13 protein-coding genes are annotated in these 14,927 nt (G+C 67.4%); all 13 read right to left on the bottom strand.

Annotated elements, in window-relative coordinates; all coding sequences use genetic code 11:
- Window positions 1-24: 24 nt before the first annotated feature.
- Window positions 25-1,524: a right-handed parallel beta-helix repeat-containing protein gene (locus ACLARN_RS03790; protein WP_409489867.1), complete on the bottom strand. Its 1,500-nt coding sequence runs from the start codon at window positions 1,522-1,524 to the stop codon at window positions 25-27.
- Window positions 1,521-2,837: a glutamate-1-semialdehyde 2,1-aminomutase gene (locus ACLARN_RS03785; RefSeq protein WP_409489866.1), complete on the bottom strand. Its 1,317-nt coding sequence runs from the start codon at window positions 2,835-2,837 to the stop codon at window positions 1,521-1,523. Before ACLARN_RS03785 ends, ACLARN_RS03790 begins: the two co-directional genes overlap by 4 nt.
- Window positions 2,838-2,989: 152 nt before the next feature.
- Window positions 2,990-3,568, bottom strand: a complete 579-nt coding sequence (gene rfbC / locus ACLARN_RS03780) for a dTDP-4-dehydrorhamnose 3,5-epimerase (RefSeq protein WP_409489865.1) — start codon at window positions 3,566-3,568, stop codon at window positions 2,990-2,992.
- Window positions 3,565-4,752, bottom strand: a complete 1,188-nt coding sequence (locus tag ACLARN_RS03775) for a polysaccharide pyruvyl transferase family protein (RefSeq protein WP_409489864.1) — start codon at window positions 4,750-4,752, stop codon at window positions 3,565-3,567. The genes rfbC and ACLARN_RS03775 overlap by 4 nt, the downstream gene beginning before the upstream one ends.
- Window positions 4,749-5,699 carry a glycosyltransferase family 2 protein gene (locus ACLARN_RS03770; protein ID WP_409489863.1) on the bottom strand — a complete coding sequence of 317 codons (951 nt, stop codon included), beginning with the start codon at window positions 5,697-5,699 and terminating at the stop codon, window positions 4,749-4,751. Before ACLARN_RS03770 ends, ACLARN_RS03775 begins: the two co-directional genes overlap by 4 nt.
- Window positions 5,696-6,970, bottom strand: a complete 1,275-nt coding sequence (locus ACLARN_RS03765; RefSeq protein WP_409489862.1) for a hypothetical protein — start codon at window positions 6,968-6,970, stop codon at window positions 5,696-5,698. Before ACLARN_RS03765 ends, ACLARN_RS03770 begins: the two co-directional genes overlap by 4 nt.
- Window positions 6,971-6,976: 6 nt before the next feature.
- Window positions 6,977-8,251, bottom strand: coding sequence for a DUF4910 domain-containing protein (locus ACLARN_RS03760; protein ID WP_409489861.1), 1,275 nt, complete (start codon window positions 8,249-8,251; stop codon window positions 6,977-6,979).
- Window positions 8,251-9,273, bottom strand: coding sequence for an NAD-dependent epimerase/dehydratase family protein (locus ACLARN_RS03755; protein ID WP_409489860.1), 1,023 nt, complete (start codon window positions 9,271-9,273; stop codon window positions 8,251-8,253). Before ACLARN_RS03755 ends, ACLARN_RS03760 begins: the two co-directional genes overlap by 1 nt.
- A 5-nt stretch (window positions 9,274-9,278) precedes the next feature.
- Entirely contained in the window at window positions 9,279-9,932 is a 654-nt protein-coding gene (locus ACLARN_RS03750; RefSeq protein ID WP_409490013.1) for a PIG-L deacetylase family protein, read from the bottom strand.
- Window positions 9,929-10,726 carry a glucose-1-phosphate cytidylyltransferase gene (locus ACLARN_RS03745; protein ID WP_409489859.1) on the bottom strand — a complete coding sequence of 266 codons (798 nt, stop codon included), beginning with the start codon at window positions 10,724-10,726 and terminating at the stop codon, window positions 9,929-9,931. Before ACLARN_RS03745 ends, ACLARN_RS03750 begins: the two co-directional genes overlap by 4 nt.
- Window positions 10,723-11,958: a class I SAM-dependent methyltransferase gene (locus tag ACLARN_RS03740; RefSeq protein WP_409489858.1), complete on the bottom strand. Its 1,236-nt coding sequence runs from the start codon at window positions 11,956-11,958 to the stop codon at window positions 10,723-10,725. The genes ACLARN_RS03745 and ACLARN_RS03740 overlap by 4 nt, the downstream gene beginning before the upstream one ends.
- A gap of 372 nt (window positions 11,959-12,330) precedes the next feature.
- Complete coding sequence (locus ACLARN_RS03735; RefSeq protein WP_409489857.1) at window positions 12,331-14,256, bottom strand: S8 family serine peptidase; 1,926 nt, start codon at window positions 14,254-14,256, stop codon at window positions 12,331-12,333.
- A 137-nt stretch (window positions 14,257-14,393) separates the two neighbouring features.
- Window positions 14,394-14,918, bottom strand: a complete 525-nt coding sequence (locus ACLARN_RS03730) for an acyl-CoA thioesterase (RefSeq protein ID WP_409489856.1) — start codon at window positions 14,916-14,918, stop codon at window positions 14,394-14,396.
- Window positions 14,919-14,927 lie beyond the last annotated feature (9 nt).

The following is a 14,927-nucleotide window of genomic DNA, read 5'->3' as shown; positions in this document are numbered from 1 at the left end:
AGGTGGACACTTACAGGTGAACCTTCAGCACGTCTCCGTCTCCCCGAACCCGCTGCAGGTGTCCTGCAAATAGGGCGCGGCCTGCCATTGCGCCGCGGTCAACCGCCGCGACGTGTCATGGGCGACGAACGTCCAAGGCCCGTAGTACTTGTTGTCGTACCACCGGTTCTCCTGCCGGAAGGTGATCGCCTCCGAGATCACGGCACCCCGGTACGGCGACCAGGCCGGGAAGGTCCCGTAGTTCGAGAGCACCGCCATCCGTCCACAGAGGCCGAGACAGCCCTCCATCGACGAATCGAACTCGAACGTGTTGTCGTGCACCGAAACGCGCTGGGTCTTCCACCGGCAGTCGCCGTACAGCGGCTCGGTCTTGATGCCCGGATCGGAGCAGGCGGACGTCGGCGACACCAAGGCCGTACAGGACAGTGTGGAGGTGTTGGCCGGGCTGTTGCAGAACCGGTCGGCGTTCTCCCACAGCGTGATCCCCGACCAGTTGTCGGAGAACATGTTGCCCCGGATGTCGATCCGGCTGGTCCGGGCGGGCAGCCTCGGTTCTCCGCCCGATTCGCTGAGGTACACCGCGGCGACCGGGAAATTGTCGCCCTTGGCGGCCCGGGTGCGGCCCTGTACCAGCGCGTTGCGGCGGAACGTGTTTCCGAACAGTTCCAGGTTGTAGGAGATCTCGTAGAACAGCCCTTCCGAGGCGTTGTCCTCGATCAGGTTGTCCTCGATGAGGAAATCGTTGTTGTTCGTGTCGGCCCAGAGTCCGACACCGTGGTTGCCGTGGACCCAGTTGCCGACGATGTCGGCGCCGTTCACGGCCCAGAACTTCGCACCGCCGCTGCAACCGCAGCCCGGGACCTTCGTCTCCCAGTCGTCGGTGTTGTTCCCGGAGATCTCGTTGCCCTCGATCACGAGATCGGTCAGCCCGCCGCCGAAACGGTAGGCGTTGATGCCGTACTGCCCGTTGTTCCGCAGGCAGTTCCCGATCACCCGCTGGCCGGTCCCGGTCATCATCCCGGCGCCGCCGTTGTCCTCGATGACGTTGCCTTCGATGGTCCAGCGTTCACCGGAATCGTGGTTGACCACGCCCTGATCCCGTTCGGCGACGAAACCGCGGATGGTCAGCCCGCGGATCACCACGTCCTTGGCCGGCGTGGTGAAGGCCGCGCGGTTGAGTCCGCGTCCGTCCAGCACGGCGCCGGGCGCGCCGAGGTAGACGTTGCCGTCCTTGGGCATCACCTGACCGAACTGGTCGGAACTCAGGATGTGCGTGCCGGGCGCGAGCCAGAACGTGCTCCCCGGCGGGCTGAACCGGGTCTTGTCGGTCAGATCGACACCTGGTTCGACGACCTGGGCGCCTTCCGGTGCGGAAGGGACGCCGACGGTCGTGCCGCACACCCCTCGGGTCGGCTCTGGAGTCGCCACCGCTGTGGATTCAACGGCGACCTGGAGCAGTAATACCGACAGCGCGACGCAGAGCGCGCGCGAGCCGGCCGAGCGATGTCGGATCCCTGAACTCATACCCTTCTCCGAAATACCGGCTTCACCGGACGGCCACCCAGCCACGGCGCCGGATCATCCGCGTCGAGCGCTTTGCGATACACGAGGCAGGCCTGCGAGACCACTTCGACAGTCCGGTCGATGTCTTCTTCGGACAATGCGCCGCTGACCACGAACGACGGTCCGAGGATCCCGCCCGTGACCAGTTGCCGCAGGAACAACGTTCGGTAGTCCTGCGACGGTTTCTTCTCCGCGTCGAGCGTGCCGAAGACGAGGTTGCTCGCCCGGCCGCGCACGACGACGTGTTCACCGACCCCCGCCGAGGCCGCGACTTCGCGGACCCCGGCGGCGAGCCGGTCGCCGAGCGCGTGCAGCCGCGCGGCGATGCCTTCTTCGGTGTAGGTCTCCATGACCGCGATCGCGGCGGCCAGCGAATGCGTCTCGGCGCCGTGCGTGGTGGACAGCAGGAAGACCCGCTCCCCGCCGGTACGGAGGCCGCCGAGTTCCATCAGTTCGCGTTTGCCCGCCAGCGCCGAGACGGCGAACCCGTTCCCGAGCGCTTTGCCGAACGTCGAGAGGTCCGGCGTGACACCGTAGAGCCCTTGCGCTCCGGCTTCGGACCAGCGGAAACCGGTGATCATCTCGTCGAAGACCAGTACACAGCCGTACCGGTCGGCGAGTTCCCGCAGGCCGACGAGGTAGCCGGGCGGTGGTTCGAGCTGGGTGGACGCCTCCAGGATCAGGCAGGCGATCCGGCCTTCGTGCTCCCGCAGCAGCTGTTCCGTGGCGGGCAGGTCACCGTAGGGGAACGACACGGTCAGGTCGGTGACCTCGCCGGGGATGCCCGATGACATCGGCGTGGTGCCGATGAACCAGTCGTCGGTCGAGAAGAAGGCGTGGTCGCGGCAGATCGCCACCAGCGGCCTGCCGGTGGCCGCCCTGGCGAGCTTGACCGCGGCCGTGGTGGCGTCCGAGCCGTTCTTGGCGAACTTGACCATCTCCGCGGTCGGAACGGTCTCGAGGAACTTCGTCGCCGCCCGTTCCTCCACAATGGACGGACGGGCGAAGTTGGCGCCCCGGTCGATCTCCCGGTGGGCGGCTTCGCTGACCCGCGGGTGCACGTGCCCGAGGCTGACCGCGCGCAGCCCCGAGCCGTACTCGATGTACTCATTCCCGTCGACGTCCCAGACATGCGCGCCGAGCCCGTGGGAGATGACCGGTGCCAGGTTCTCCGGGTACTGGTCGTCGCCCTTGGCGTAGGTGTGCGCGCCTCCGGGGATCATCGCGTGGAGGCGCTCATTGGCCCGCATGGACTGGGCAAGCTGACGGGTCATGCTTTCACCTCGTGTTCTGTAAGTGCCTGTCGGTGAACCCGCGTCCGCGATCGCGTCGCCCACGGCGCGGCCTGGTCGAACTTCTCACGGTGGCGACAAAGGGCGCCCTGCCACCGCGATAGCGGGGCCTTCGGCCGGGGCGGGTTCACGCGTTATGTCCCTTCCGCGAGGCACGTCGCAGCTCCGCCAACAGGTTGTAAGACCGCGGAAAGCGGGAGGGCCCGGCGGTCCCGCTCCGAGACGAAGGCCGCCGGAAGCGGCCAGTCGATCGCCAGTTCGGGGTCGTCGTAGGCGATCGCGACGTCTTCGGACGGATCGTGCGCGCGGTCGATCCGGTAGGAGACGTCGGCGTATTCGGTGAGCGCCTGGAACCCGTGCGCGCACCCGGCCGGGATGTACAGCGAAACCTGCGTCTCCCCGGACAGTTCGAACGTCTCCTTGCCGAGGAAGGTCGGCGAATCCGGTCTCAGGTCGACGACGACGTCGAAGACGGCGCCCCACGAACACCGGACCAGTTTCGCCTCGCCCGCGCCCGAGCGGAGGTGCATCCCGCGCAGCACTCCTCTTCGAGACCGGGAAACGCTGTCCTGGAGGAACCCGTTCGGGTCGATCCCGGCCGACCGGACGACGTCGGCGTCGAAGGTGCGGCTGAAGAAGCCGCGTTCGTCGGCGTGCGGTGTCGGCTCGAACAGGTACGCGCCCGCGATGGCGGGCACCGGGGTTGTCTTCATCGGACTCCCATCGGCAGGAAGGCGGCCGACAGTTCGGCGAACTGCTCGTCCAGCAGCCGTACTTGCTCCGCGCCGCGTTTCACCAGGGTTTCGGTCAGTTCGGCCGCCCGGCTCTCGAGTTCGGCGAACTGGCGCACCAGCGCGTCGAGGTCGATCTCCTTGGCCTGCTGGCAGAACTCTCCGAGACCCAGCGCGGTCATGAGGACGTCGTTCTTGCGGGCGTACCCGATGGACAACGTCGGTTTCGCCAGTTTCAGCGCGCACAGGACGTTGTGGTACCGGGTGGCGACCACGGTCTCGACCGCCGACATCGCCCGCAGCACATCGTCCAAAGTGGACGTGTCGGCGGCGGTGATCAGCGGGGAATCCAGTTCCCGCATGATCTCGCCGACGACCTGCCGGTCGGCCTGATCGCCGATGAACAACCGCACCGGGCGGCCGTCGGCGACCAGCCCGGCGACGAACCGGGTCAGCTTGTCCACATAGGACTCGTAGATCTCGTCGGCGCGGGCCCGGTCGTCGTTCCCGCCGTAGTAGGCCATCACCCCGACCCCGACGGCACGGGGCAGCACCGGTTCCGACGGCGCCGGAAGGGCGAAAGCGAGATCGGGGTAGACGCGGTCGTTCGTGACGTCCACCCCCATCGCGCGCATCGCGTCCCGAGACGGCTCGTCCCGGTAGGACCGGAACGCCGCCAGCCGCGCGGCCCGGCCGATGATCGACCGGGTGGCCCGGTGCGTGCTCACGTTGGCGCCGACGCTCACCAGCGCCACCTTCGTGCCGACCACCTTGCCGGACGCCGAAAGCAGCAACAGCGCGTACGGGAAACCCCAAGGCCGCAAGGGAAGGGTGGATTCGAGGACACCCATCCCCGGCACGATCACCACGTCCTGGCGCCGCACCCACGCCGCCGTGCGGACGACGTCGACGAGCTTGCCGAATCCCTTCATGGCGATGGACAATGGCCCCGAGGCCGTCCGGTACTCACCCTGGTACCAGTTCAACGCGGTCGTCTCGAGTCCGTAGCGAGACGCGACGATTTCCGGACCGCCGCACATCACACTGAGCGCGGCAGCGGGATGCTCCGCGCGCAAATACCCGAGAACCGCCTCGAAGGAACCGTCGTTACCGAGATTCCCTGATCCGAGGAGACCGAACAGCCCGATTCTCACGGGCGGGGTCAAGGGACTCGTCCCTCCTGGCCGGCGACGACCGAGACCACGGAGACCTCACGGGGTCCGGTTTCGGCCTCTGCCTGGACCGGCATCCGGCCCATGGCCGGGTTTCCCGCCCGGTTCAGCATCCATTGCCGCAGGTACCGGAAGCACTCGCGCTTCTCCGCGCCGGAGATCGGCGCGGTGCGGATCGCGTTGACGTAACCCAGGACGTACTCGCCGAGCAGCCGGATCATCGGGTGGCGCAGCTTGTCGGCCCGCTTCGGGTCGAGGTTGGTCGCCCGCCTGCGCACGGTCGGGTGCTCGTGTTCGGAGCGGCCGGGGTGGTCGCGCCGGAAGTACAGCCAGTCGGGCACCTGGTGGAACGGGCCGTGCAGGGCCAGTTCCGAGATGATCGTGCGGTCCGCGTGGTGGTAGCTGTCCAGCGGCGCGACGCGGCGCAGCACCTCGGTGCGGATGACCGCGCCGTCGTCGTCCCCGCCGGGCGCGAACAGCGTGCTGCGGAAGCGTTCCGCGGCGTGCGGCGAGACCGTGTTGAGCGGGTACTCCAGCGCCTGCGTGACGACACCCTTCTCGTCGATCATCGCCGTCCACGAGTGCGAGAGGACGAACTCGGGATGCTCGTCGAGCGCCTCTACGCAGCGCTCCAGCAGGTCGCGCGCGTAGAGGTCGTCGTCGGAGGCCCACTTGAACAACTCGCCGCGGGCGACGTCGACGCAGTAGTTGTGGTTGGGCGCGCAGCCGATGTTCACCGGCTGGCGCACGTAGCGAACCCGGGAATCGAGCTTCGCGTACTCGCGGCCGATCTCTTCGGTGCGGTCCGCGGACGCGTTGTCCGAGATGATCAGTTCGAAGTTCTCGTAGCTTTGGCCGAGGAGTGCGTCCAGCGATTCGGCGAGGTAGTCCTCGCCGTTGTAGACCGGGAGCCCGATGCTCAGCCGAGGAGCGGTGCTCATGACGTCCTCATTTCTTCCTTCTCCGAAGTCAGGTGATCTTTGAGCGCGGCATGCAGCTGAAGCCACCACACCGCTGACCCGCTGGTGATCGCCAACGCGACCCCCCATGCGGATCCGGACGCCCCGGCCAAGAAGGCGCCAATGAGCCCGAAACAGACGTAGCCTGCCGAGTTGATCAGCTGGGCGCGAAGGCTCCTTTTCGCAGCGCCGAGCGCACGCAATCCGGCGGCCGCCCCGGTGTTGAATCCCGCGGCGGCGATGCCGATGGTGACCGGGAGGATCAACTGCGAGGCGGGATCCCAGACGTCACCGAGTACGAACCGGCCGGCGTCGTCGGGTACCAGAAGCAAGGCGAGACCCCAGAGCAGGGCCGCGGCCGCCTGGCCCGCGCCGAGAACGGCGCAGAAGTTCCGAAGGCGATGCGGGGCCCGTTGGAGCACCCGCGCGCTTTCGGCCACCGTGACCAGGGAAAGTCCCATCAAAAGGGCGAAGAACGGTCCGAGCAGAAGTTCGGCGCCGCGTACCGCGCCGACACTCGCGAGCCCGGCGATCGCGCCGAGCCCGTACATCCGCAGCTGGGTCGAACCGGCGTTGCTGACGTTCTCGACCACGTACCGGGCACCGAGGTCGCGGTGTCGTTTGAGCCATTCGAGCGTGCCGCGCGGATCCGGCCGGACCCCCGCCTGCAGACAGCCGTATCCGGCGGCGACCGCACCGGACAGGCCCCACGCCAGGATGAACGCGACGACCGTGTCGAACCACCGGTGCGCGATGAACAGCGCCGGGATCAGCGCGATACCCCAGACGACGTCGTTGACGAACGCCTTCTTCCCGTGCCCGGCGGCGAAGAAGGTGAACCGCCAGGCGTCCTGAAGCAGCAAGGTGGGGATGACCACGCCGAGCGCGACGAACGCCCCGCCGATGGGGCCACCCACCACGAGACCGGCGACCACACTGATCACACCGGCGACGACACCCGCGGAGAGCGCCGTGCCGGTCGCCCTGGCGGTCGCTGTCCGCCAGGTCTCCGTGGGTACCCCGGAGAACCGCACCATCAGCGGATCCGTCGTCAGCCCGCGCGAAAGGTTGAGCACCACGCCGTAGCTGACCCAAGCGAGGCTGAACATGCCGAAGGCGAACGTGCCGAGCGAGCGCGCCACGAACAGCCCGACCACGAAGTTGGTGATACTGGAAACGGCCTGGTCGCCGAGGCCCCAGCTGAGCCGTCCGGCCATGGCCCGGACGGCTGGGGAACGCAGAAGTGATCGCATCGGCCTCTAATCCTTGAGCAATCCGGCGTCGTGCAGCGCCCGAGTGGCGGCGACGACGGAATCGAACGGCAGCCCGGACCGCTCGGCGACGTCGAGCAGGCTGTGCTCGCCGTCCGAGAGGTTGAGCACCCAGAGCATGGCCATCTGGGCTTGTTTGGCGTCGCTCCTCCCGCCGAGCGAGCCGTACAGCCCGCGCTTGCCGAGCTGCGGCTCGCCGTAGGGACTGAGGTTGACGTAGCTGCGGTTACGGTCGAGGACGGCGTGTACGTCCCGCAAGGTCTGGAGAGTCTCCTCCATCGCCGCCGTGGAAACGAAATCGAGGTTGTCGGCGGAGGTGTGGTATTCGGGGTAACCCGCGTACGGCGTCCTCGTCAGCGATCCGACACCGAGGTTGAAACCGGGCGAACAGAACTGCCGCTCGTCGTACCCGTACGGCGAGAAGTCCACGATCTTGTGCTCGCGCTCGGCGAGGACGTACTCGAGGACGCGGTCGATCTCGGCGTCGCCCCGGCGGCTTCGCTTGTAGGTCAGCGATCCCGGGTCGCCGGCGCACGCCAGCACGAGCCCGGCCTTGATCCGGCCGACGCGGTCGGTGTTGCGCGCGAGCCAGGTGATGGCGCCGATCGTCCCCGGCATGAACAGGAACCGATAGGTGTAGTGGGGATTTTCGAGCGTCTGCGCGAAAGCGGCGGCGATCGCGATCCCGGCGACGTTGTCGTTCGCCAGCGAGGGATGGCAGGTGTGGCAGGAGATGATCACCTCGTCGGCGACCTCGCCCGGCACGACGTGTTCGGCGTAGGTGAGGTGCCCATCGTCCAAAGTGGAATCGATGTGCACCTCGTACTCGCCGTCCGGCATCGCGTCGAGGGTTTCCTGCGCCAGGCAGAAACCCCAGGTCGGCGAGTAGTAGCTGGTCCGGTACGGCACCCAGGACGGCTGGTCCGGCAAGGTGTGCAGGTGTTCGCGCAGTTCGGCGAGTGGCATCTTCCTCGACACCGGGACGCTGTAGCCGACGACGTGCAGGTTCGACTCCTGGAAATCGACCACGCGCCGTCCGGAGGCGTCCTTGATGTAGGCGTCGCGGATGTTCCACTCCTGCGGCACCGTCCAGTCCAGTACCTGCGTGCCGGTGGGGACCTCGTGGATCTCCAGCGGGATGTGCTCGCCGACGATCTCCAGCGTGGCGCGGACGCCGTCGCCGGTGATGCTGCGGCACAGCGGATACAGGCGCTCGACCAGCTTCTCGAGGTCGGCGCCCGTCTCCAGTTCCCGGTGAGTCATCAGCGACGCCGCAAGGTGTCGTCGAGTTCGCCCGCGGCGGTGCGGTCCTGCAACCGCGCCAGGCGGGTGAACAGGCGCTGGAAGCCGTGTTCGGTGAGGCCGTGGGTCCGGTAGGCCTCGATCAGTTCGAGCGCGCCGTCCTTGACCGACCAGTCGCAGTCGAAACCGGGAATCGCCGCGCGGAACCGGGAGAAGTCGACCCGGTAGGAGCGCGGGTCCGCGCCCGCCTCGCCGGTGATCCGCAGCGTCGAGCCGGGAACGGCCTCGACGACCTCCTCGGCGATCTCGGCGACGGTCACGTTGTTGCGTTCGGTGCCGATGTTGAACGCCTTGCCGTGGATTGCCTCCTTCGGTGCTTCCAGCGCCGCGGTGAAGGCACGCGCGATGTCCTTGGCGTGCACCAGTGGCCGCCACGGCGTGCCGTCGGAGAGCACCAGCACCTCGCCGGAGAGGTGGGCGTGCGCGGTCAGGTTGTTGAGCACGATGTCGCCGCGCAGCCGCGGCGAGAAGCCGAACGCGGTGGCGTTGCGCATGTACACCGGGCTGAAGTCGTCGTCGGCGAGTTCCTGGACGTCGTCCTCGACCCGCACCTTCGACTCGGCGTACGGCGTCACCGGGCGCAGCGGCGCGTCCTCGTCGACCAGGCCGTCACCGCCCGAGGCGCCGTAGACCGAGCACGTCGAGGCGTAGAGGTACCGCTTGACTCCGGCGTCCTTCGCCAGCTTGGCGAGCTTGACCGAGGCGTGGTGGTTGATGTCGTAGGTCAGATCCGGCGCCAGCGAACCGAGCGGGTCGTTCGACAGCGCGCCGAGGTGGATCACGGCGTCCACTCCGGACACGTGCTCGGCCGTGACGTCACGAAGGTCGACCTCGTAGCCCTCGGGATCCTCGGGCCGGGGGCCCAGCACGCAGGTGTCGTAGAGACCGGAGTCGAGGCCGATCACCTCGTGGCCGGCGGCGGCCAGCACCGGGGCCATCACCGTGCCGAGGTAACCCTTATGCCCGGTCAGCAGCACACGCATGGCTTTCAGCCTTTCGAGGAGAGGTCGAGCGTGAGTTTCTTGAGGTCGAAGGCCTCCGCATAGCGCTGCCCGCATTCGATACCGCGAATGCGGGCGAGGCCGAGGAAGGCTTCCCGGTCGTACCAAGGGCGGTGCCGCTGCGAGGCGTAATGCTCCTGCAGCAGGCGGACCTTCTCCTCGGCCAGTTCGGGGGAAAGCGGGACGTACGCGGTGGGTTTGCCGAGGTCGCCGTCCCATTTGGCGATCTCGTACTCCAGCTGGAGATGGGTGCGGAACACCGTCGGCACCAGCGTCGCCAGACCGCGATGGTCCTGATGCGCGTCGGCCGTGCGCGGCGAGAGGACGAGGTCCGGGTCGGTGCGGCGGCGCAGTTCCTCCAGCCCGTTCTTGGCCTCTTCCCAATGCGCGGGGAACCGGCCGTCGGGCAGTTTGAGCACGGTGACCTCGACGTCGGCACTGGGGCAGAAGGCCGCGAGCGCGGCGCGCTCCTCGGCCTCCCGTTCGGTGCCGCCGCCGGACAGGACGAGCGCGTCGACCCGGACACCCGGATTTTGGTCGCAAATGGTCAACAAACTGCCGCCCGCCCCGATGGCGATGTCGTCACAATGCGCGCCGAGCGCGACGATCCGCTCGATCCCGCCGGTACCGAGAGCGATCACGCCGTGCTCGCCGTCGCGGATTCGCGCTCCCACCGCGCCCACGGGCGGTCTCCGTGCGCGTAGGCGTCGTCCAGCTGGACGCGTTCCTTGACGGTGTCGGTCGGCTTCCAGAACCCGCGGTACGGGTACGCGAGCAGCTTGCCCCGCTTGGCGAGTTCGCCGCAGCCGTCGGCCACCAGGTCGCCGCCCTCGGGGATGTGGTCGAAGACCTCCTGGCGCAGCACGAAGTACCCGCCGTTCTCCCACAGCGGCATCTCGCTGACCGGGGTCAGCGCGCCGATCAGGCCGTCCTCGCCCATTTCGACGCAGTGGAACGACGACTGCGGCGGCACGACCATCATCGACGCGCCGGCGTCGGAGGCCGAGAAACGCTCGATCATCTCCGGCAGCGGGGCGTCGGTGAGGACGTCGGCGTAGTTGGCGAGGAACATCTCGTCGCCCTCGAGAAACGGGCGCACCCGGCGAAGTCGCTCGCCGATGGCCGATTCGAGACCGGTCTGGACGAAGGAGATCGACCAGTCCGCGATGTCGGTCGACAGCAGTTCCGCCTTGCCGTTGCGCAGGACGAAATCGTTGGAGGTGGTCTCCTGGTAATTGAGGAAGAATTCCTTGATGTGGTGCGCGCCGTAACCGAGGCAGAGAATGAACTCGGTGTGACCGAAATGCGCGTAATAGCGCATCACGTGCCAGATCAGGGGTCTGGGGCCGACCATGGCCATCGGCTTCGGCACGTCGGACGCGTCACCGTTGCGCATCCGCATGCCGTAGCCGCCGCAGAAGAGGACTACCTTCACGACTTCACCTCGACGATTTCCAGGTGCGGGATGGGGAAGACCAGTTTTCCGCCCCACTCGCCGACAAAGGACAATTGGGCGGTCAATTCCTCCCGGAGATTCCACGGAAGGACGAGCACGTAGTCGGGCCGGTCCGCCTCGATGCGCTCCGGCGGCAGAATGGGGATCCGGGTGCCGGGGGTGAACCGGCCGTGCTTGTACGGGTTGCGGTCGACGGTGTACCGCAGCACGTCCGGCCGGATGCCGCAGTGGTTCAGCAGCGTGTTGCCCTTGCCGGGTGCGCCGTAGCCGACGACGGTCTTGCCTTCGAGCGCCGCGTCGGTGAGAAACTTGTTCAGGTCGAGCCGGACCTTGGTGACCCGCTCGGAGAATTCGGTGTAGCCGGACATTTCGTGCAACCCGGCCGCCTTTTCGGCGTCGAGGATCCGCGTCATCCGCTCACTCGGCTCGCCCGCGACGGCGTCCGGACGCGCCCACAGCCGGATGGAACCGCCGTGGGTGGGCAGGAGTTCGACGTCCACAACGGACAATCCGCCCCGCGCCAGCGCCCGGCGCGCGGATTCCACCGTGTAGTACTGGAAGTGCTCGTGGTAGATCGTGTCGTACTGGTTGTCCTGGATCAGCGTCAGCAGGTGCTGGACCTCGATGCTGACCCAGCCGTCATCGGCGACGAGGGAGCGGAGCCCGTGCGTGAAGCCGATGATGTCCGGAATGTGCGCGTAAACGTTGTTCGCCACGACGAGGTCCGCTGGACCGTGCTCCTCGCGGACTTCGTTTCCGCTCTCGGGACTGAGGAAGGCGGTCTTCGTCGGCACCCCGGCGTCACGCGCGGCTTGGCCCACGTTCACCGAAGGTTCCACGCCGAGACAGCGGATCTGCTGTGCCACAACGTGTTTGAGCAGATAGCCGTCGTTGCTGGCGACCTCGACGACGAACGAGGACTCATCCAACCCGAGCCGCTCCACAGCGCCGTCGACGAACGTCTTGGCGTGTTCGACCCAGGAGGCGGAATACGACGAGAAGTACGCGTATTCGGTGAACGTCTCTTCCGGGGTGATCAGCGGCGGGATCTGGGCGAGCCAGCATTCGGTGCAGACCTGGAGGTGCAGGGGGTAAGTCGGCTCCGGTTCCGCGAGCTGCTCCGCGGTCAGGAATCGCTCGCATGGCGGAGTCGCCCCGAGGTCGACGACACTGGCGAGATGGGCCGAGCCGCAGAGTCGGCAGGTGGTCATCGAAAGGCTCCTAGGCTCGCGTCACGTATCCCAGACGTCGGCACCCCGGGTCGCCTCGTTACATGCCTTTCAGAGCTCTCGTGCTTCTGTCTCCCAACCGAAACCTGCCGTCTCGGCCATCCGGGCGCGGGCAATGGGCAGCCGGAACGCTACCGAGGGTGAGCACGGAACACTGCTCACGCTCCTGGCCCGGTGTCGCGAAAGCCACTTTCACGACGTTAGACGTCGCGAAAGTGGCTTTCGCGACACCTGATGGCCCTATCGCGTTTAGTCACCTAAACGCGATGCGTGCGACCCGCGTGAAGGCCCCCTTCCCTTGAATGACCAGCCGAGGGAAGGGGGCCTTCACGCGCAAAGCAGCAGCAACTACCGTCAAGAAACCACCAACGCGTAGTCCGCATCGGTCGCCGAAGTCTCCGGGTGCCCGTCGGCGTTCACCTGCGTCGCCACGACCTCCACCGTCCACGTACCCGCGGCCGGCTTCTCGAGGATGACGTTCTCCACCGTGTCGACGGTGTTCGGCGACCCGCCCGCGGTCGAGAAGTTGCCCGCCTTCAACCCGTTGTTGCCGTAGTACACGGTCCCGTTCGGCGCGGTGACCTTCAGCGTCAGGTCGTTGACCCGGGTGACCGACGCGCTCGGCGAGCCCGCCGGGTCGGTGTAGGCCAGCGTCGCCTTGAACTGCTTGGACCCGTTCACCGCGACCGTGTACTTCTTGGACTGCCCGGTGCCCAGCAGATCCGTCTCGTTGACCAGCACCGGCAGCTTCCACCCGTTCGCCTTGGCCTGTTCGTGCAGGTACCGCACGTTCGCGGTGCCCCAGCCCTGGTGCGTCCGGGTCATGTCGTGCGAGGTGCCGGTGAACGCGAACTGGTCGGCCCCGTTGATCAGCAGCGCTTTCGCGGTCGCGGCGTGCGGGCGGCTCGTGAAGACGTCGCGGCCCTTGCCGGGGGCGCCGTCGAACACGCCGTCGGCCCACATCTGGAACAGCAGGCCGGCGTTCCCGCAGGTGATCGGAGTGGCGCCACTCGTGCCGCCGAACGACGTGGTGTACGAGGTGTCACTGCCGGACGACGTCGTGTCGATCCGGTCGTAATAGTTCGACAGTTCCGGTTTGATCCGCCCGTCGGCGGCCGGGCCGATGCTGGCGCCGCCGCTCCACTTGTCGTCGGTGCGGCCGAGGGTGTTGTAGTGGTACTGCCCGCCGACCGACAGCACGTTCTTCGACCAGGCCTGCGGCCGCGACTGCTGTGTCCCGGCGTTGCTCTGCGACTGGCAGATCAGCAGGTCGTGGTCGAAAACGATGCGGTCGAGCTCGGCCGAAACCGAGTTGTACGCCGTCGTCAGCCCACCGCCCCAGCTGTTGCTCTGGAACACCGCGCGGTACTTGCCCGCCGGGTCGACCAGTTCCTTGGTGTGGGCGTAGCGGTCGGGCTTGTTGTAGGTCGCGAAGATGCCCTGGCCTTCGGGCAGCAGTCCGCGCTGCGGCGCGCTCACGCCGGACGCGAAGATCTGGCCGTACGTCGAAGTGCCGTGGCTGGTGCTGGTCGAGTTCGAACCGTGCATCACCGTCGGCCGCGCCTTGAACTCCTGGTGGGTGACGCGCAGCCCGCCGTCCATCACCTCACCGCGCACGCCCTGACCGCGGTAGCCGCCGACACTCTCGATGTGGTTCGCGCCGCTGCTTTCCCGCGCGTTCGCCATGTCGGTCTCGGGGGCGGTGATCGCGCCGACGGCGAGCACCTCGGCACCCTGGGCCACGGCGGCGACCTGGCCGGAGCCGAGTCTCGCGACGATGTGCTGTCCGCTCTGCGAGATCGCCTCGATGCCGCCCTCGAGCCGCAGGATCCGTTCGGCGACCGCACGCTGGTCCCGCGCGTCGGATTCGACCAGCGTCACCAGGTAGTCACCGGTCGCGGCCAGTGAGATCTCCACCTTGTCGTCCGGCCGGTATTCGCCGAGCCAGCGGACGAAATTCAATTTCGTGACCGATTCCCTGTTCTCCGGCTTCAGTCGGACCACGTAGGCGAAATCGGGAATATAGGTCCCGATTCGCACGCCGAGTGCGCGCAATTGCCCGCGCTGTACGTCGGTCAGCGCACCCCGGACCTGGAGCAGGTAGGCGCCTTTCCAGTCATGACTCGTGGCCGTCCGCTGGCTGAGCGGATCGAAGGTCCTGCTGGCCAGGCGGATGAATTGGGGGTCGCCTTCGGCAGGGGCGGCGACAGCGACCCCGCTCGTCAGCATGAGGGCGCCGACCAAGGGCGCGAGAAGGCGGACAGACTTCGACCGTGGCATGAAATACCTCCGGGGATCTCTGCAGGGGAGAGGTCTTTCGAAGGTACCGGCCGAAAAGGGTGATGATCAGCCGCTGAACGGCCCAGCCGTTTTCCGGTATTGCGGGAAATGGAGCATAAACGGTTAAAAACCTGTTTTCAGCGGGCGGCGGGGATCTCGTCGATCGTCCCGCTGAACCGCGTCAGCCGCGCGCGTTCCTCTTCGTCGAGGCGGCGGGTGCCGCCGTCGGGCAGGGTGCACGCGACCCAGATGGTGCGGCAGCGCGCGTAGACGGCCCTGTCGTCGCGGAGCCTGCTGTTCACCATGATGTCGCAGGTCCCGATCCGGCCGACCACGGTCTCCACCTCGACCGGATGGTCGCGGAACGTCAGCCGCCGCACGTAGCTGACGTTGTGCTTCGCGATCAGGTAGGCCGGTCCCTTCGCCTGGAAGACGCGTTCGCGCAGCGGATCGAGCATCGCGACCTGGGCTTCCTGGAAGTAGTCCAGCAGCCGGACGTTCCCGACGTAGCCGAGATGGTCCAGGTCGGTGACACGCAGGCGGTGGCGGTAAAGGTGGATCTCGGGGGCGGGGCGCTCGGGCGTCGTCCCCAGCGGATGTGCGTGCACGAAGTTGATCTTCAACGATCGCGGGCCGATCCGGCCGCGCGGCGCAACGGACACCGGGCCGGG

The sequence above is a fragment of the Amycolatopsis sp. cmx-11-12 genome (assembly GCF_046269425.1).
In the GTDB taxonomy this organism is placed as follows: domain Bacteria; phylum Actinomycetota; class Actinomycetes; order Mycobacteriales; family Pseudonocardiaceae; genus Amycolatopsis.
This window is presented reverse-complemented; position numbering and strand designations above follow the sequence as displayed.

Excerpts from the sequence above, each read along its gene's own strand:
- ACLARN_RS03790 (WP_409489867.1), bottom strand. The coding sequence starts at position 1,524 with ATGAGTTCAGGGATCCGACATCGCTCGGCCGGCTCGCGCGCGCTCTGC.
- ACLARN_RS03785 (WP_409489866.1), bottom strand. The coding sequence starts at position 2,837 with ATGACCCGTCAGCTTGCCCAGTCCATGCGGGCCAATGAGCGCCTCCAC.
- rfbC (WP_409489865.1), bottom strand. The coding sequence starts at position 3,568 with ATGAAGACAACCCCGGTGCCCGCCATCGCGGGCGCGTACCTGTTCGAG.
- ACLARN_RS03770 (WP_409489863.1), bottom strand. The coding sequence starts at position 5,699 with ATGAGCACCGCTCCTCGGCTGAGCATCGGGCTCCCGGTCTACAACGGC.
- ACLARN_RS03765 (WP_409489862.1), bottom strand. The coding sequence starts at position 6,970 with ATGCGATCACTTCTGCGTTCCCCAGCCGTCCGGGCCATGGCCGGACGG.
- ACLARN_RS03760 (WP_409489861.1), bottom strand. The coding sequence starts at position 8,251 with ATGACTCACCGGGAACTGGAGACGGGCGCCGACCTCGAGAAGCTGGTC.
- ACLARN_RS03755 (WP_409489860.1), bottom strand. The coding sequence starts at position 9,273 with ATGCGTGTGCTGCTGACCGGGCATAAGGGTTACCTCGGCACGGTGATG.
- ACLARN_RS03740 (WP_409489858.1), bottom strand. The coding sequence starts at position 11,958 with ATGACCACCTGCCGACTCTGCGGCTCGGCCCATCTCGCCAGTGTCGTC.
- ACLARN_RS03735 (WP_409489857.1), bottom strand. The coding sequence starts at position 14,256 with ATGCCACGGTCGAAGTCTGTCCGCCTTCTCGCGCCCTTGGTCGGCGCC.